We start from the raw sequence: 18,746 nt of genomic DNA on the forward strand, positions 1-18,746 counted from the left end.
AGGCCCAAGTTATGCTGGTCCCTTCGAATTGACGCCAGTTCACGGTGTCGGCAGCGGCCGAATTAGTGAGCGATGCCGAAACGGCAAGAAACGCCAAGTCAAAAGCAAGCTGTTTGCGTAGCGACGCGCACCTGTAACGAGTACGGGGAATGAGCGACCCATGTAATCCTCCCTGGGGCATTTTGCCAATTTTTGGGTCCACTCCTCCATCCCGAGTTTGCTCATAGCCACAATAAGCGGTTTCCAACGACCTCGCTCTGAATGCACCAGGCCAACTGGGTAAAAACGGGTAACCGGCACTTAAAGGCGATGTAGTATCGCCACCAGAAATACTGCTCCGTGGTGCTGGCCTTTGCCTGGGGGCGCAACACGGCAACTACCCGCTCAAAACGGTTGGTCCTCTACCTCTTATTCACCGTCGCTTTCCTCGCGGCCTAACCCGGCCGGAATATCCGTTGCCAGAAAAAGGCCTCGCGGCCGGTTCGAGGCGCATCCCTCCTCCGAAGCAGCACGCTCAAGTATCGTCACAAGCCCCGAGCGCTTCGCGTTCGGCGATGTCCAAATTCCGACAATGTCGGATACAGTCAGATCTACTGGATTGCGTTTGAATGGTTTTCTCATTTGGCACAGTACATGCGGGTCATCCGCAAAACACGTGACCGACCAACAAGAGTTCGCATGATCACCTTACCACAACATACAGCCGCCGCGGAACAATCACTTGGCCCCTGATCGCCCGCCCCGGCACCACAACCGGAGTCATCGATGTTCTGACAGGCTGCCCAAGGATACCTGCTGCAACAGGGCTTGCCCTGGTGACGACCACTCCGGCTCCGCCGGTTACCGACGAGGGCAAAGTGACGGATTTCCTGCTTTTCAACGGCATGGAGGTGGCTGTCATTCCCGACCACCGCGCCGCTCGTCACCGATATGGTCTGGTGCAGGATCGGCAGCGCGGATGAGCCGCCGGGGATATCTGCATGTCTTCGAGCATCTGATGCTCAAGGCGCCTCATGACGAGCACGGCTCCGTCGCCTGGAGAGATTGAACCCAAAGGGAGATTCAGATGTCTGAAGCGAATCAGGAAAAGTTGGACGCATTCTTGGGGAAAATGGTCGGCGATCTCGGTGCGATCGCAACGGGCGCGGGAGTCCTGCTGGGGGACAGACTCGGCCTGTTTAAGGCATTGCGCGAAGGCGGCAAGATGACGGCCGCCGAACTTTCGACACGCACCGGCACCCAGGAACGCCTCGTAAGGGAATGGCTTTCCGGGCAGGCGGCGGCGGGTTACGTCGACTACGATGAAGCGAGCGACAAATTCTATCTCAACGCCGAGCAAGAGCTGGTGTTCGCTGATGAAGACAGCCCGGCCTTCATGGCAGGCGCATTCGAGTTCCTGTCCGCGCTGTGGCTCGATGAAGAAAAGGTGAGGCAGGCATTCCAGTCCGGCAAGGGCGTCGGGTGGCACGATCATAGCGCGTGTCTGTTTCGCGGTACGGAACGGTTCTTCCGTCCAGGCTACAATGCCAATCTGATCGACTCCTGGCTGCCGGCCTTGGAGGGCGTCGTCGAGAAGCTCGAACGCGGCGTGGACGTCGCGGATGTTGGATGCGGTCATGGTGCATCGACCGTGCTCATGGCACAGGCCTTCCCCAATTCGCGCTTCGTCGGCTTCGACTATCATGCCCCCTCGATTGAGCGCGCCCGCAAGGCGGCCGAGGTAGCCGGCGTCGGCGTTAACACGCGGTTCGACGTGGCGGCCGCCAAGAGCTATCCCGGAACGTATGACCTCGTCACATTCTTCGATTGCCTTCACGACATGGGCGACCCGACGGGCGCCGCCACCCATGTCCACGGATCGCTCAAGCCGGACGGCACGTGGATGATCGTCGAGCCGTTCGCGCATGATCATCTGGCGGCGAACCTCAATCCCGTCGGCCGCGTTTACTATGCCGCTTCCACTTTCGTGTGCACGCCCGCATCCGTGTCGCAGGAAGTCGGGCTCGCGCTTGGAGCCCAGGCCGGTGAGGCGAGGCTGCGCAAGGTTGTGACCGGCGGCGGCTTCAAGCGATTGCGTCGCGCCGCGGAGACACCGTTCAACATGGTGCTGGAGGCCCGCCCTTAGCGTGGCCGTCGCCAGAAATTGCAGCTCATCGCATTTGATTGAAGATCACCGCCAAAAATCCGGACGCATCGGGGACATTTTCAAGGCGCCTGGGTTCACGCAGAGGTCGCTGCCGAGTTGTGTGCCAAGAGTCCCATACGTTGCGGCTCAGAAAGGACCCGACGCACGGCTACGAACATGCCCATAGTGATGGCCGCTATAATCACATATGCCCACCATGGCGCGTTCACAAAGCTGGTAAGCCACGTCGCACCGAACGCGCTTACGACAAAAACGAGAGCCTCGATAAAATGACTGAGCCTGTACACATTCAGTCGTCTCATCCTCATACCACCCATCCAAAGACTGAGCTTGTTGCGCTACTGCGACAGAGCCTAACATATTGGAGAGCGCTCACTATTTCTATGCTAAACAGTCTCGCCTGAGTATATGTTTTGAGTCGCTAATTATGGAATTCTGCCAGTCTGCATTTCCCCTGATCTGATGTAGAGCAGCTTCTAAGTGGGAATTAGTCCCCCATCGACCGGATCGGGCGACACGAACATGCGCTGAAGGCTTGGCGGAACGGCTACTGGGACCATGATGCTACTCGAATGCAAGATCGTGTCAGAACGTCCCGGGAAGGCTGCAGGCAGGGGATGTCAGGTCAATCAGCCTATAGATATGATACCGCCCATTCGCTGAGACTTCACGATGGGCATAGGAGGTGGGAATTCGTGCCTTGAGATGGACGCGGCTGTCGGAGCAGGCGAGCACGGCAGCAGCGATGGCCTGAACCTTCGGGCCGCTGACAAAAACGTTCACCACCGCACGCGAGCCGAACCCGTCGAGATACGTCTCGAAAGCATCGAGGTGGGCCATCAGCCCGAAAGCCTGGATGTCGCGAACTTCGCCATCTTCGAGCCGGTGGGTTTCACGTACCTTGGCCACCTGTTGATCGAGCAAAGCATCGATATGCGCATTCTTCTCGCTTCTTGGGACGAGGAGCGAGATCCGTTCCGGACTGACGATATCGATCAATCCGTAGAATACGTCGGCATCTCCTCCGATCCCCACGAGCAGGACTTTCTCTTCGCCCATTCCTCCGCTGCCTTGAAGATGAGGGACGGTGACGTATCGGTCCAAGCCGCTGGAAAAATCCTCTTTGCCGATCGCGTTCCCGTAGATACCTTCGGCGTACCCGAATTCGAGAGACTGAATCGACATTTTCTTGAATGCCACCGCAATCAGCCATTGGATGTAGATTCGCGGCATCGTCGAGCACTCGACGAAAACCTTCCGCAGGCTTCCTTCGTATGAGCCACATGAAGCGGCCATCTGAGTGAGCAGGTGATCGAGGAGATTGATGTTCTTCTGATACTCGATGGAAGGCTCGAGGGTGATCGCAGTCACTTCGACGCCCCATCGGGTACCCATAGCGATGAGCTTTCGCCGGTTTTCTTCGACGGCTGGGACGTTCGCTTCCTTCAGAGCAAAGTCCAGAACCACGATTTTGCCGACCTTCAGGTCAAGATGGTTTTCGAACGCGGCGAAACGCGTTTCCCATCCAAGCGCGACGATCGCGATATCTGCCTCCATCGTTTCGCAGGTACCTGCATCTCTCGCCTTCTCAGTGACGGCCAGATGGCCGAAGACTCGATACTCGACAGTTGAAGCGGTCATTCGAGATCGCTCTCGAAAAGCGAGTGCTGGAATTCGGTCTTGAGTGCGGGCCGCGCGACGAGCTCCTTAAACACCGAGTCGGCCCAGTCTTCTGGGAGCCGATGCCTGGTAAAAAGCAGGTCGACCATCTGCGCCGCAGGGATTGTGTTGATTTCGTACGGGCCGCGATAGGAGAACCCGAAGTAAGGTGCAAATCGCCGATGCAATCTGATCAGCATCTCCTTCGATGCGGGGTCGGCGCGGTCCACCTCAAAGTTGCCGGCGGCGGAGACCTCCCGGATAAACCCATCCCTTTCCGCCCGACGCAGGACCTCGTCCAGTTTTCCGCTGGGTTGCTCCAGTCGGTTCACCAGCGAGCGCATTTCCTTTAGATCAACCCTGAAAATGCCTCTCTCTGTCGTTCCTAGAGCATTTTCTTCGGCAAACTCTGTCTGGAGGCGAGCGGTCAGGTAACCCAACGCCCGCACCATGCGCACGCTCTCTTCTTCGTACGGATGTGAAAGCGCCTGAAGTCCATCAAGCTTCCGTTGAGAGGCGGCGTTCACAGCCTGTCTCTGCTGTTCGAGATGAATCTGTAAATCCGAGTTGATGAATTCCACCAGTTTTCGTGGATCACTGGAACTCGGAACACTGCGGCGGAAGATCTCTCCCATTATATCAAGGAAATCGCGTATACAGACGTCGCTCAATGATGTGATGATCTGGTGCCCTACGTACGGGTAGTCATGCAGACGCAGCATCTGGCACGCTTTCAGAAAAGCCCATCCCTGTTTCCGGGCGATCGACCTCTTCAGATTTGAAGCATCCGCCTTGCTCATGGGCCGGCGCTTGATTTCCGGGTTCATGAGCGCGAGCGCCAGCCCTTCGGCATAAGGGCGCGCTTTTCGATCAAGAAGGAATTGCTGCTGATCCGCCGTCCTCAAATTCACGGAGAGGAATTCACGTGCTGCATCAGCGAGTGCCACAAGCTCTTCTCTGCCCTCGGAATGACCCGATATGATAACCCGCTCGATGATGTCATTGACGGAAAGCCGCCCCAGCCGGTTTTTGAGCGAAAACGCGCTGAGCGCATCGTTGCGCTTGAGATCACTCCGCAGATGGTCAGGAAGCGCATAGTAGAGCCGAAGCGACGACACGTTCTCGCACAGCGTGGCGAACTCCCTCGGATCGACTGAATCAAGATTCTCGACGTCCCGGTCAGCATTCGAGAGCGACTGGCCGGGTATGATCGTCCGGATCGTGTCGTAAAGGCCGCCGATGTAGGCGAGGACCCATTTCACATTGCCGCGCGTCTTCCTCACCAAGGTGTTCAGGAACTGCTGTTGGAGCGGTGTCAGTGCCTCACAGTCGTCAATCAGGATCTTGAAGAAGGGCGCCCTGTCACCGGCGAAAGATGGGCCATTTAAAAGTGGGGTGATCGCGGTCGCGACCTTGTTAATGATCGCGCCAGGGTCTGTCGCTCTGAAGCCGGTCGCTCCCTCATCGGCGGCAAAGAAGAACGCGTTGAAGCATTCGTCGACGTACCGGGTTATCCCACCCCGCAGCTCATCTATGCTGAAGAAGTCGAGACGGGCAGGTTGGGGTATGAAGTGCAGCACTTCGCGATGCAGTGCCAAGGCGACGTCCCTATCTTCAGAGGCCCGGTATTTCAAGTGGCTGTCGCGTCTGAGCTGGCTGATGCTCTCGAGCAGGCGTTCGACTATCTTCAGCTCCAGATAGTGAGAGAAGATTACGAATTGCCGCGGGATCACGGCGGCCGTGTCGAAGCGTATCCGCTCCGGAATGAGGTTCAGAACCGCGTTGTCGATTAGGGGCGAAAATGTCTCATTGAGCTGGAAGAAGACGCCATACCAGCCGAGCTTGCCGACTTGGTCCGCGAGACTTTTGTCTTCGAGGATATGAACTGTGGAAAGCGAGCGAAGAATACTGGTCTTGCCGCTGCCTCTCGTCCCTGCGACGAAGACCGGCTTGGCGGCGGCAGAAATCAAGGCCGACTTCTGACTGAACCACAGTATCGGGCGACTTTCGTACTCGATCCTGTTGGGGCCGAACGGATTCTCCATCTCTATTCGTCCCTTACCTTAATGCGCCAAGCCGAGTTTGCCTTCGTGAGGCCGTCTATCTCGACGAAGCGCGCCGCTTGGAGCATCAGAAGAGAGTCTTCCAAATCTAGCCCGAGCTCGGCGGAGGCGGCAATCTCAGTGATCTCGTCCCAGAAGAGTAACCCATTCCCGCGCCTGGTGGCATGGTCGCGCAGTCGGCGCATCAGGTCAAACGTGTCGTTGTTCAGAAAGGCCTTGCCGTTGGACATAGTCGAGATGAAGCAATGTTCGCCTTCCATGACCGTCCCGTCGGCGACATTGGTGCGGTAGGGTATAAGTCGGATGCCGACGAGCTCTCCCTGATCGGTCGTGAAGAAGACGAGCTCATTGAAACCTGACTGTATCTCTGGTGCTGAGATGCAGATCAATTTGCCGTCCGGAAACCTTGGATCGTTGACGATCTCGACCGGATCGGCATGTATGTGTCCATGCAGGTAGACGATAGGCTTGTTGCCCTGCAGCAGCTGAGTTCTGACAAATCCGCTGTTGAGCATCTCCGCGTATGGCGTAATGCGCGGAGTCTTTTGTGGCAGCAGATTGTGATGGCCGATCATGATGCCGTAACGCATGTCGGGCTGCTGGAGCAATTCCTGTAGGCCTGCAAGCATCTCACGCGAGATGTATGGCGTGTCCATCTGACCGTAATACTCGTCGTCGGACGCCTCCTTGTCTGGATCGCTGGGAGGTGTCGCGGGCGAATGTCCCGAGGTGTCCGGCGAGCCGAGATCTACAGGTTCTGTAGAAGGACCGAGTGCCTCGAGACGATCACGAAGGAACGCGGGAAGGTTCTGAAGCTCCCAACTGCCTATCGCTGTGTTGACGAGGATGAAGTTTGCGCCTGCGGATCCTGTCGGAAGTCTGAAGTGCACGGGTTGGTCCACGGGAACGGTCTGCCAACCCAAGCGGGCGGCTAAACTCGCCATTTCGCTGAATTTCTCAGTCGGTCCAAGTTCGCGCGCGTCATCACGGTTCACATCGTGATTTCCCGGTACGAATATCAACGGAAGCGCCTTTGAACTGCGCCCCTGTGCGCGGCAGAGCAACGTGAAATGCTGGAATGCCGAAGCAATGAAAGTCTTGTCGCCACGGCTCGTGAAATCCCCCATGAAGGCGATCGAATCCAAGGGCTTCGAAGTCGTCAGCCGCCGAAGCTTCGTCAAGACGGCACGCAGCGAAGACGCGCGTAGCTTCTGCGTTATTTTCGGAGCGAACTTGCTATCCTTGGCATCGATGTTGCTAGAGGAAGGATGCCAATCCGGATAGTGAATATCGCCTACTTGAAGGATTCGCCCCCGTCGCATAACTCGCCCCCCCGCCGAGAGCCATAGACTAATCCGTTCGCTTTTGCCAAGCGCGAAACGATCATCCGACCGCATCGCCTGGAAAGCGCGTTTATCTTTTTGTTGGTAATGGAGAGGCACGACGCAATTGTGCCCCCGGTTGCTTGTCTGCCCACCAAATGGGCACTCAATCTGGGCGCATGGCTTATGATTTCTCGAGTTTGTCCCATAACGAGTTTGAGGATTTGGCCCGCGACCTCGTAGGTCGCGAGATCGACAAGCGTTTCGAGGCCTTTCCCGAGGGACCGGACGACGCGATGGATGGTCGACATGCCCTTGCCGGCGGCGACATTGTGCAGGCGAAGCACTACCAGCGGTCAGGCTTCTCGGCGCTGAAATCCAAGATGAAGAGCGAGCGCACAGCCATTGATGGCTTGGCGCCCTCGCGATACTTCCTCGTCACGTCGGCTTCGCCCGCGGCAGGCGGACACCGGCATGCGCAGCAGGATGAAGCCAGTGAGGGCCAGTAATACACGACAATAGTCATTAGGCTAGAGTACAGTCGCCTTGGGAGGCTGTTCGAATTCAATCCGGCGCTTTTCGGCATCCTTTTTTCGTTTGGTGGTGTCGATACGATATTGGTCAATTCCATCAAGATCGCTCTTCATATCGTTTGGTGTTGGAACTGGAATGGCCTTGGCGGACGCCATGTCATGTCCAGAACGCTCCGAAACTCGCTTCATGGCCCAATAGATTCGCTTGTGGTCTTCGTCCTCGACCACCACACCCTTCAGGCTCTGTGTCTTGACATCGCTGTTAAATCGCTCGACGACTTTACCGAGCAGGATTTCTTCAACGAGCCTCTCCCAGGTTTCCCGAAGATCGCTGTAGAAATCCTTCGCTGACCTTCGCCAAGCATCGGTGGTGAAATCAGTGGCGCCGTCGAAGCTCTTCAGGCGCGTCTTGAGAGTCTCGATGCGCTTCGTGACAGACTGTGCGATCCACGGCTCGTCAGTTTCGCTAATCAAGCCAAAACCGGCAGATTCGGACTTGTTGATGTAGTTTCGAACAAGGGGAATCGGCGGATTGGCCTGCGCAGCTGCGTCAACCACCTCGTTGAAGAACAGAAGATTATGGGTGAAAATAATAATCTGACGTCCTGTGGCCGCTTCTTTTACGAGCCTTGCCGCGACCCGCCTGATCCGAACATGGTCGAGAGATGACACGGGGTCGTCGATGATCATGCCTTGACGCGATGTGTCTCCTCCGACCTCGGCTAAGAAACAGGCCAGGGCAAGCGCGCGCTGCTCTCCTTCGCTTAAGACCTTGCTGTTTGAGATCGCTTTTGCCGCGTTGAGCCCGACCTCGAAATAGCTCTGCCCATCTTGACTACGATCATTAACTGCGAACGGGATGTGCGTTAACGCCAGAGTCTCAATCTCGGCGACGACGCGCTTTTCGAGATCCTGCATGACGAGGCTTCGTCGAAGCGACGTCATCTGCCGTGACACCGAGCCTGTTTCGACAGCATCGCAGCATGAGAGAAGCTTGCGCCGCTCTTCGAGATTCGCCAAGCGCGCGAGAACGATGGTGAGATCGTCGCCCAGTTTTTTCCGATCCTTGAGTGTATCGCGACGAGCTCGATCGGTAGCGCGGTTCCCGTCGTCGGCCGCTGCCTTGTCGTCCGTCAGCGCTTCGGCCTCTAGCGCCTCCGCCTCCGTTCGGAGTTTCGATGCAACTGGCGCCGCAAGTTGCGGGAACGCAGCGTACTCGGACAGCGCAGCCGCAACGACAATTGCATCACGCCTTTTACCTGCCTCGACATAATATGCCGAGATCAGGGCCACCATCGCCTTGCGTGCGGCGGACAGATCGCCAAACTCTCCGAGAGCCGCCTCAACCGCCTCCCCGGTCGCAATGGTGAGTCCTTTGATTTGGCGCAGGGCCTCTTCATGGGCAATAGATGCGACTTGCGCCGCCTTATTTGCGGCGCCCGTTACGAAGTCATTGAAGGATTGGATCCGCCCCGCGGCGTCCGCCGTCATCGGCTCCTGGCAGAGCATGCAACGATCGCCTTCCTGATCTGGCAAGTGCTGATGATCGATGCCAGTGACGCTCGCTAAATAGGCTCGTGCATGGTCGAACATATACCGCCAGGGAGAAAGCCCAACGCCGCTCAACGGCATAGTCGCGAACGCTCCTGAGGCGGCAAGTTGTGCAGCCTGCGCTGTAGAATCGGCTGTTGCATATAGATTGCGATAAATCTCGAGGGCCGCCGCTGAGAGAGCCGCGTCGATCTGTTCAGATGCAGTCAGCAGTTTTTCCAAGGCCGCCTTGGCACGCCGACGCTTTGTCGCCATCGTTGAAGGGTCGCTTGCCAGAGCCTGTTCGAGGCCAGCGAGATCAGCCATGTCCTGCTCTGAGAGGGCAGCGAGGTTTTTGATTTCGGCTGCGGAAGGCATCACGTCCTTTGACTTGATTTCGAGACGAGCCAGCAGCTTTACGACCGCGCCGGCAGCTGTGTACCCACTCGGCAATGGTGTCTTTAGGTTCTTTTCGATCGCTTTGATTTCTTCCCGGAAGTCGGCTTCGAGCTCGGTGCGGTGACGTCCATGGCTTTCGAGAAGCGCGATGGCTGCGGGCAGAAAACCGATACGGTTTTGCTTATCGACGTAGAGGCGAGCGTTCGCGGAGTCGAAAACGGAGATCCGTGCAATTGACGCGGGGGGCAGCGTTCCGTCCTTCCAGGTTATGGGGGTCGGTTCCGTAGCACCCTCTTCGAGAAACCGGACAAGCACTTCGGCTGGCGGTTTGGTGCCGATCTCGAACACGTTGCCAAGAAGATCATCCGCCGTCAGACTACGGCAAAGCTTCTTCGCGATCCGGCAATAGCCGCTCTTTCCGCTTCCATTGTCGCCGTAGATAATGGTGATGCCATCGGTGGCGAAACGCAGTTGCTGCTCTTCGGCGAGGCGGTTCAAATGCTTGACGGGGCCGAGTGAGCAAAGCACCGCGCGCGGCTCGTTCGAACTGTTGGCCCTCAAATGCTCCGCCGAGAGCGGAGAGCATTCGGGCAGATCAGCGGTAAATCCACCGACGTGGCGGACCCGAGCTGTTACACCGGCCTTATCCTCCTGCTCGAGGTTGAAGCCCGGCCGCGCGGCGTGTCTTCTTAAGGCATCCCTAATCCAGTCGGGCTGCTTATCCGCCCATTCCAAAAGTCCAACCTCGGCCATTCCTGCCCCCCGAATCTTACCATCATTATACTTATTGATTAGTCCAGATTCGATGAATTCGCTTGTCTGGACAAATTTTCCTCGCGATCGCACATAGAGTGCTGGAGATGTACCCAATAAATGACCTCCCCCCGCGCCGCTAGGTCAGCAAACAAATGCTTCAGCGATCAAACGTCTCCACAACGACATCAGCAATCAAAGGCATTGGACCGCGCGCACGAATTTAGGTAGCCGGCAACGCGTACGAGGAGATAGAGCTGGAAGTGCGTGCCTTTCGATAGTCTATGGGCGGAATTCGACCGCCTCACCGATAGGCCGATCGAGGTTCGCCGTCACTGTCGGGCTGGGTCCGAGTCCGCGATAGGCGCCACGACAGCGCTCGCGATAGGCGCGCAACGCTTGGTCCATGGCGCCCGGACCGCCACACATTTGCGGATGACGTCCTGCCCGTCTTGGGTTTCAGCAGCGTGCGCCGGCGCTCCGATTTCCGCGACTTTTGGATCCCCTCCAATCGTGACGACCGATTATCGCCTGTCTCCATTTCGACCGTTATCTGGGCGGTAACACTTTTAGAAATCTATGCTGCTGGACATAAGCGGCGACCATACCGAGAATTTACTTTCAAATTCTGGCGGCAAAGTTCTATCGTAAATGAAAATAGGGGATGGGGTATGGAAACGAGTTCGGAGACTGGCGATGCTGCCGGTATATCAGCCGCGCCCGTAATAGAAGTCGTGGCGGACATCGCCGCCAGCTTTACATATGCGTCCTTCCAAAATGCTATTCCGGTGATCCGGTCTATCGCGCTCAACAACCCGACCCAGCAGGGTTTCGAAAAATGCACTCTCGAGCTGACATCGAACCCCCCTTTTTTGCGCGCCAAAAGCTGGACAATTGATCGGATCGTTGCTGGCGACCGGCTTCCCTTAAGCGATCGAAAAATCGATCTCGACGCCGGCTATCTGGCCGGTCTCAACGAGGCTGAGCGCGGGGAGATAACGTTGCGCCTAACCTCAGGAGGCGCAGTGCTGGCCGAGCAGCGCGTTGCGGTGCGCCTGCTTGCCCGCGACGAATGGGGTGGCGTCGTCGATATGGCGCAATTGCTCGCCGCATTCGTCATGCCGAACGACCCGGCGATCGCAGGACTGCTGCGTTCCGCAGCGGAGCTGCTCGCAGCGCATGGTCATCCTTCCAGCCTCGATGGCTATCAAAGCGGCAATCCGCAACGCGCATTCATGCTGGCGGCCGCAATTTATTCGGCCATTGCTGGCCTATCGCTGCATTATGCAGAGCCACCTGCGAGCTTCGAAAGCCGCGGCCAAAAAATTCGACGTCCCTCAATTATTACGGCAGAAAAGCTGGCAACCTGTCTCGATACCAGTCTGTTATTCGCGTCCGCCCTGGAGGCGACGGGCTTGCATCCCGTCGTTTTGATGTTTCAGGGACACGCGGCCGTCGGCGTCTGGATGACACAAAGGACGCTCGCCAACGCCATTGAACCCGATGCCATGGAGGTCCGCAAGGCGCTGGCATCGCGCGAACTCATCGTGTTTGAGACGACAGGCGTGACGCATCGGCCGGCGATGACGTTGGAGGCTGCCCAACACGCAATCGAACAGCGGCTCGACGAAACGCAGGTAGCCACCTTTGTCGCAGCCATCGATATACGCCGCTCGCGCAGCGGCGGCATCACACCGCTTGCTTCGCACGAACCGACGCGCCGCAGCGTGGATGCAGAGGCGGCAACCGAAATCGCGTTGCCGTTGCCAGCCGCACCGGCCGTGGTAGCCCTGCCGGTCGAGATCGTCGAGGTAAAGCCGACGACAGCGGCCGGACGGATCGACCGCTGGCAGAAAAAGCTCCTCGATTTGACACTGCGGAACCGCCTGCTCAATTTTCCGGACTCCAAGAAGACAATTCCGTTTCTTTGTACTGACGTCGGCTACCTCGAGGACCGTCTGATGGCAGGCGCTTCGATCCGGCTGATTTCGCTCCCCGAACAGAATCCACTGGGCGAGCGGGATGCTGTCCTCTATCGCGAGGTGCACGGACGTGACCTCCAGCGTGGCTTTGCCGCGGAAGCGCTTCTGCGCGACGAGCTCCCGTCGACGCTCGATGGGCGTCAATTGGAATCCCGGCTGATCGATCTTTACCGGCAAGTGCGCAACGATTTTGCCGAGGGCGGCGCGAATACGCTCTTCCTGGCGGTCGGCTTCCTGCGCTGGAAGAAGAAGGCCGAGGACGAGCGCAGCTATCGCGCGCCATTGCTGCTCGTACCGGTCAAAATCGAGCGCCGCAGCGCAACATCGCATTTTACCTTGCGCTTCCATGAAGATGAACCGCGATTCAACGCAACCTTGTTGCAGTTTCTCGAACGCGACTTCGAGCTCAAACTGCCACAGTTTTCCGGTGAGCTGCCCGAGGACGAAAGCGGCGTTGATGTGCCGAGGCTGCTCGGTCTTATGCGCCAGGCAGTGCGCGACGTCCCCGGCATGGAGGTGGTGGACGAGACGGCGCTGTCGACCTTTTCCTTCGCCAAGTTTCTCATGTGGAAGGATCTGGTCGAGCGTACCGATGCGCTGCGCGAAAACCGTGTCGTGCGCCATCTGATCGACACGCCGGAGATAGCTTTCGAGGGCAATGGCGCATCATTCCGCGACGAGCGCGAACTCGACCGGCACTATGCCCCGTCCGACATGGTTTTGCTGCTGCCGGCCGACTCCTCACAGACCGCCGCAAGTCTTGCCGCCGCTGAGGGTCGCGATTTTGTCATCATCGGTCCTCCCGGCACTGGCAAGAGCCAGACCATTGCCAACATGATTGCCAACTGTCTTTCAGTTGGCAAAACCGTGCTGTTTGTGGCCGAGAAGACGGCGGCGCTCGATGTGGTGTATCGCCGCCTGCGCGAACATGGCCTGGGCGCGCATTGTCTCGAACTCCATTCCAGCAAGGCGGACCGACGCAACTTTCTCACCCAGCTCAGGATCAGCTGGGAAAGCGGCGTGCGCGTGGACGCAGCGGAGTGGATTGCGATCAACGAGCGGCTTCGCGTCCGTCGCGACGAACTGAATGCCTATGTCGAAGCGCTGCATCGGCACCATGTCAATGGTCTGACGCCTTATCTGGCGCTCGGCATCGCTCTCAAGAACAAGCGGCAGCACGCTCCGAGATTGTCCTGGCCATCGCGCGATTCCCATGACGAGGCAAACCGGCTGGCGCTGGAGCATATTGCCGCCGAAACAGGTCTCGCATTTCAGTCGGTGGAGATGCGGTCGGTCTTGCGTCTTATAGATGTCACCGAGTGGACGTCAGGCTGGCAGGACAATTTGCTCGAAGGGGCAAAGACCCTCAAGAATGCGTCCGAGGTTCTAGCGACCGCACTCGACGCCTTCCTGGTGAGCATCGGCCTGCGCGCCAAAGGCGACGCGTCAAAAGCGGAGCTCGAAGCGCTGCGAAAACTAGCAGCGGCACTCCAGGACAGTGCCGGCTATGACGTCAGCATTGTCTTTGATCGAGATTTCGCCCAGTTGCGGGGAGCCCTCGCCACTCTCAATGAGGCAATCGGAGACTATCGCAAGTCTCGCAAGGACCTGTCGGCCCGCTATGACGAGGCTGCCGTTGCGCGCATACGGGTGGAGGACATAGAGCAGCAATGGCAGCAGGCCGCTTCTGCATTCTGGCCAAACAGTCAGTTGGGCAAACGCAAAGTCCAGAAGCTGCTTCAAGGCTATGTCACAGAGGGGGTAGCCGATCCTCAGCACGACTTGCTGCTGTTGCGCCTGATGCAGGACCGCCGGGCCACTGTCGAAGCCAACATCCTATCTGGGAAGCCGATCGGATTTGCCGCACTTGATACCGACACCCACCGTATCGATCAGATACTCTCGATGGCCGAAAGGCTTCGACAGACGCTACGCCTGCCCGGCCTCGGCACGGAGGATTTCAAAGCGCTCCTGCAAGCAACCGCCCCGAGCCTGCGAAGCGGTGCAGCAGATAGCACGATGCGCTATGGGGCAGCCCGCTTCCTTGCGGCTTCTGCAGCATTCGAGGCTGCCAAGACCCAATTTGCGATCCCTGCTGGAAAGACGCCTTCTTGGGCAGAACATGATAACCCGCTGACCGAATTGACGACTGCGATGGGAGACTTGCTCGACGCCCGTCATCTTCTCCGGGACTGGACTTCGTGGTGCGGCATTCGTCGCAGGGCTGTCAGTCACAATCTGGGAGCGTTGGTCGACGATATCGAGGCGGGTCTAGTGCGACCAGCTGAAGCTCAATCCGCGTTCCGCCTGGCCTATGTACGCTGGTGGCTGCCGGCCACGCTGGATGCCGATCCGGTGCTGCGGAATTTCCGTCGCTTCCAGCACGAGCACGCCATCGAAGATTTCCGGGAAATCGACGATCTTGTCCGCGCTCAAGCAAGCCTTCGCGTCATCAGTGCCATCGCTCATGGTTTGCCGGCTGTGCAAGGCGTCCCGCGCAATTCCGAGTTGGGCCTGTTGCGCCATCAGATGGAATTGCAGCGGCCCAGCCGGTCAATCCGCGAGATGATTGGCGCGATGCCGACGAGCTTTGCCAAGCTCGCGCCGTGCATGCTGATGTCCCCTCTTTCAATCGCTCAATATCTACCGCCCGACCAAGCCCTGTTCGACGTGGTGATTTTCGACGAAGCATCGCAGATCACCACCTGGGACGCCGTCGGTGCCATCGCGCGAGCCCATCAAACCATAATCGTAGGCGATCCCAAGCAGTTGCCGCCCACCAATTTCTTTGGCCGCAACGAGGAGGACGAGGAAGTCGTCGAACACGAAAAGGATCTTGAGAGCATTCTCGACGAAGCCAAAGCGGCCGGCATCCCGGTACGTGACCTGCGCTGGCATTATCGTAGCCGCAATGAGTCGCTGATCGCCTTTTCCAACCATCACTACTATCAGAACCGGCTCATCACATTCCCTTCGCCAACGGTGGAAGATCGGGCAGTTCAGCTGCGAAAAATCACGACCGGCATCTATGACCGTGGCAAAAGCCGCACCAATCGAATCGAAGCCCAAGCGGTAACCGACGAGGCGGTCAGCAGGATGCGGCGTTGGCTGGCCCTACCGGAAAAGGACCGACCCACGCTCGGAGTCATCACTTTCAACGCGCAACAGCAGTCGCTCATCCTCGACCTTTTCGACAAGGCACGCCAGACAGAGCCGGAGCTTGAATGGTTCTTTGCCGACGAGCGTATTGAGCCCGCCATCGTCAAGAATCTGGAAAATGTCCAAGGGGACGAGCGTGACATAATCCTGTTTTCGATCACCTTTTCGCAAGATAATGCCGGCAAGCGCAGCATGGATTTCGGCGCGCTGAATCGGGACGGCGGCGAACGCCGGCTGAATGTCGCGGTGACGCGTGCGCGGCAGGAACTGATCGTATTTTCAGGTTTTGCCGCCGACCAGATCGACCCCAACCGAACCAAAGCGATCGGCGTACAGCATCTCAAAGCCTTTCTCGATTTTGCCGAACGCGGCGCTGTGGCATTGCCAGCGCAGGAACGCGGATCGGTCGGAGCCCTGGAATCCCCTTTCGAGGAGGCCGTCGCTGCCGAGCTTGAGAAGCGCGGATGGACCATCGTTCCTCAAGTCGGCATTTCGGGCTTTCGAGTGGATATAGGGATCCGGCATCCCGATCTCGCCGGCGCCTATCTGGCTGGGGTCGAATGCGACGGCGCGACCTATCACAGTTCTGCCACGGCGCGAGATCGAGACAAGGTCCGCGAGCAGGTCCTGCGCGGCCTCGGGTGGAACATTGTCCGGGTATGGTCAACCGATTGGTGGTTTGATCTCGAAGGTTGCACCGAGAGGCTTCATGCCAGCCTGGCCGCGCTGCTCGAGGAAAGCCGTCGCAAACAGGCTGAACAACAGGAAAGTGAAGCCGCGATCCATTGGGACATGGGACATAAGGTCGACCCCATGGACCCATTGCCAGCCGAAGACCTAGCATCGGCCGGCGAACCGGAACATCCGTCGATAAAATCAGAGCCAGAACTTGTCGCCGCTCCCCTCGCGACGGGAGAGCGCCCATCGGCATCTGCAGGAATTTTGCCTGCGGCCGCGCATTCGACGCATGATACCGTACCGACGGGCGGCCGTTATCGCCTGACTGATCTAACCGGATTTTCCACCAGCCCGGATCAGTTTTATGACTTCGTCTACCGAGGCACGCTGCGGTCCATGGTCGACGCGGTGATCGAGCAGGAAGGACCTCTGCGAGATGACGTCCTTGCGCAGCGCATCGCACGGGCGCATGGCTGGCTCAGAACGGGCAACAAGATTCGGGAGCGGATCGACCTGCATCTGCGCGAGTTCGATAGAACTGAAGAATCCAGCGGCAGCTTCCTATGGAAGAGAGGGACGGTGGTCGACCTGCTTGATTATCGCATGCCGTTCGATGCCGATGCCCGCCGGTCCATTGCCGACATTCCAATCGCCGAGCTGGCCGCTGTCGTCGTTGCGAACGAGGACATTCTGGAACAGTCCGACCCCGCTCTCGACCTTGCACGTCTGCTCGGTGTCGAGCGACTTGCGGCGATTTCACGCTCCCGGCTGGATGAAGCCATCGATCGCGCCCAGCGCAACCTGGCATCGACATAGTCTCGGAGACTCCATGTTTCGATTCATCCACAGCTCCGATCTTCATATCGGCAAGCGGTTCGGCAACATGCCAGAGGATCTGCGCGGGCGGCTCCGTGAAGCGCGCCATGGCGCGATCAGCCGGCTGGCAGAGCAGGCACGCGTCCATGGTGCATCCACCATACTTCTGGCCGGCGATACGTTCGATACCGAAACGCCCACTCCAGCGATGTTGCGGCAGGCCATGGCCGAGATGAGCCAGAGCGCGCCTCTGCGCTGGATATTGCTGCCTGGCAACCATGATTCCCTGTTGGCTGATCAATTGTGGAGTGCAGCGGACAGCGTTGTGCCGGACAATGTCCTGCTGGCGACGCGGCCCGAAACCCTGACCATTGGCGCGGACGTGGCGCTGCTGCCTGCACCTTGCACCACCCGCAGACCCGGTCGCGACCTTACCGAGTGGATGAACAGCGCCGCGACGCCGCAAGGCGCCATCCGGCTCGGCCTTGCTCATGGCGCTATTCAGAACTTTTCCGAAGATTCAGCAGCGTCCGATGTCATTGCACCAGATCGCGCGACTAAGGCCGGCCTCGATTATCTGGCACTTGGCGACTGGCACGGACCCGTCACCATCAATGAGCGCAGCCGTTATAGCGGTGCGCCCGAACCTGACCGTTTCAAGCATGATACACCCGGTCAGGCCCTTGTCGTTTCCATTGCCGGGCCTGGCGCCGTGCCCGAGATCGTGGCCGTTGAAACAGCTAGCTTTTCCTGGAAAACCGCTCCCCTGCATCTGCTGTCTGGCGACGACAGCGCCGCGGCATTTGAAGCGTTGCTTCCACCGGCTCATCTGCGGCGTCAGACTTTGCTGCGAATTGCCGCGTCTGGCCGGGTGCGGTTAAGTGGGCGAACGATCCTTCAAGCGGCGATCGCGGTAGCCGCGCCCGACTTCGCCTATCTGGAACTGGACGGGGACGGGCTCGCGACCGACTGCGAAAGTGGCGATTTGGATCGGATCGACCGCTCTGGTGCCCTTCGCGAGGCAGCGCAGGCACTGTTGGATGAAAGCAGCGACGAAACCCGGTCGGCTGTCGAACGCGACATATCGCGAGAAGCACTGGTTCGGTTGTTCAGCTATTGCGAGGCGATGGGATCATGAAACTTACGGCCCTTCGGCTCCACAACGTCAAACGGTTCGCCGGGCAAGGCGTCGCCATCGAAAACATCGGCGACGGCGTCAACGTGCTTTGCGCGGTCAATGAGTTCGGCAAATCAACCTTCTTCGAAGCGCTGCACGCACTCTTTTTCCAGCCTCACACGGGCACACCCGAAGGCGTGCGACTGTTGCGGCCTTACAGTGGGGGCAATCCGGTGGTGGAGGCCGACATCACCACTTCAGAAGGACGCTATCGACTTGCCAAGCAGTTTTATGGCGGCAGGCTGGCCAGCGTTATTGACCTCGACGGCGGGCGACTGTTGGCTCAAGCCGATGAGGCCGAAGCCTTTATCGGCAAACTAATCCATGGCGGAAGCGCAGGACCGGCAGGATTGCTCTGGGTTCGCCAAGGGGTCACCGGCATCGAAAGGCGCAGCAAAAGCGAGGAGGACGGCGAAAAACGCGTGCGCGAAAGCCTACTGTCCTCGGTTCAGGGGGAAGTTGAAGCCCTGACCGGCGGGCGACGCATGGCCGAAATCGCCGCGGCATGTGAAGAAGAACTCTATAGCCT

9 protein-coding genes and 1 pseudogene are annotated in these 18,746 nt (G+C 58.4%); 6 read left to right on the plus strand and 4 right to left on the minus strand.

The features are described 5' to 3' along the window. Positions 1–788 precede the first annotated feature (788 nt). A pseudogene (locus EOA38_RS01495) lies at positions 789–1,009 on the plus strand (insulinase family protein); the annotation flags it as partial. A 57-nt stretch (positions 1,010–1,066) separates the two neighbouring features. Continuing rightward, on the plus strand, positions 1,067–2,125 hold the full coding sequence (locus EOA38_RS01500) for a class I SAM-dependent methyltransferase (protein ID WP_024504268.1): 1,059 nt from the start codon (positions 1,067–1,069) through the stop codon (positions 2,123–2,125). A 606-nt stretch (positions 2,126–2,731) separates the two neighbouring features. Here the strand turns inward: EOA38_RS01500 and EOA38_RS01505 are convergent. The 3 genes from EOA38_RS01505 to EOA38_RS01515 are packed head-to-tail and all read right to left on the minus strand — an operon-like array spanning position 2,732 to position 7,310. Next, a complete protein-coding gene (locus EOA38_RS01505; RefSeq protein WP_126057630.1) occupies positions 2,732–3,787 on the minus strand; it encodes a hypothetical protein in 1,056 nt (351 codons plus the stop codon). Continuing rightward, the gene (locus EOA38_RS01510; protein ID WP_126057629.1) at positions 3,784–5,850 is read right to left on the minus strand and encodes a hypothetical protein; all 2,067 of its coding nucleotides are present in this window, start codon (positions 5,848–5,850) and stop codon (positions 3,784–3,786) included. Before EOA38_RS01510 ends, EOA38_RS01505 begins: the two co-directional genes overlap by 4 nt. 2 nt (positions 5,851–5,852) lie before the next feature. Then, positions 5,853–7,310, minus strand: a complete 1,458-nt coding sequence (locus EOA38_RS01515; RefSeq protein WP_127298282.1) for a metallophosphoesterase — start codon at positions 7,308–7,310, stop codon at positions 5,853–5,855. Positions 7,311–7,414: 104 nt separating this feature from the next. Here EOA38_RS01515 and EOA38_RS01520 point away from each other — a divergent pair, with 104 nt between their 5' ends. After that, positions 7,415–7,699, plus strand: a complete 285-nt coding sequence (locus tag EOA38_RS01520; RefSeq protein ID WP_185928960.1) for a hypothetical protein — start codon at positions 7,415–7,417, stop codon at positions 7,697–7,699. A gap of 21 nt (positions 7,700–7,720) precedes the next feature. Here EOA38_RS01520 and EOA38_RS01525 read toward each other — a convergent pair whose 3' ends face one another. Then, positions 7,721–10,405, minus strand: a complete 2,685-nt coding sequence (locus EOA38_RS01525) for an AAA family ATPase (protein ID WP_126063811.1) — start codon at positions 10,403–10,405, stop codon at positions 7,721–7,723. Between the two features lie 671 nt (positions 10,406–11,076). Here EOA38_RS01525 and EOA38_RS01530 point away from each other — a divergent pair. The 3 genes from EOA38_RS01530 to EOA38_RS01540 form a co-directional block, all read left to right on the plus strand. Continuing rightward, a complete protein-coding gene (locus tag EOA38_RS01530) occupies positions 11,077–17,040 on the plus strand; it encodes a DUF3320 domain-containing protein (RefSeq protein ID WP_126057627.1) in 5,964 nt (1,987 codons plus the stop codon). A 13-nt stretch (positions 17,041–17,053) separates the two neighbouring features. Further along, positions 17,054–18,178, plus strand: coding sequence for a DNA repair exonuclease (locus EOA38_RS01535; protein ID WP_126057626.1), 1,125 nt, complete (start codon positions 17,054–17,056; stop codon positions 18,176–18,178). Then, positions 18,175–18,746, plus strand: a 572-nt coding sequence (locus EOA38_RS01540; protein ID WP_145965909.1) for an AAA family ATPase, incomplete at its 3' end; no start/stop codon positions are given. The genes EOA38_RS01535 and EOA38_RS01540, both read left to right, overlap by 4 nt.

Origin of the sequence: Mesorhizobium sp. M1E.F.Ca.ET.041.01.1.1 (assembly GCF_003997355.1) — a bacterium.
In the GTDB taxonomy this organism is placed as follows: domain Bacteria; phylum Pseudomonadota; class Alphaproteobacteria; order Rhizobiales; family Rhizobiaceae; genus Mesorhizobium.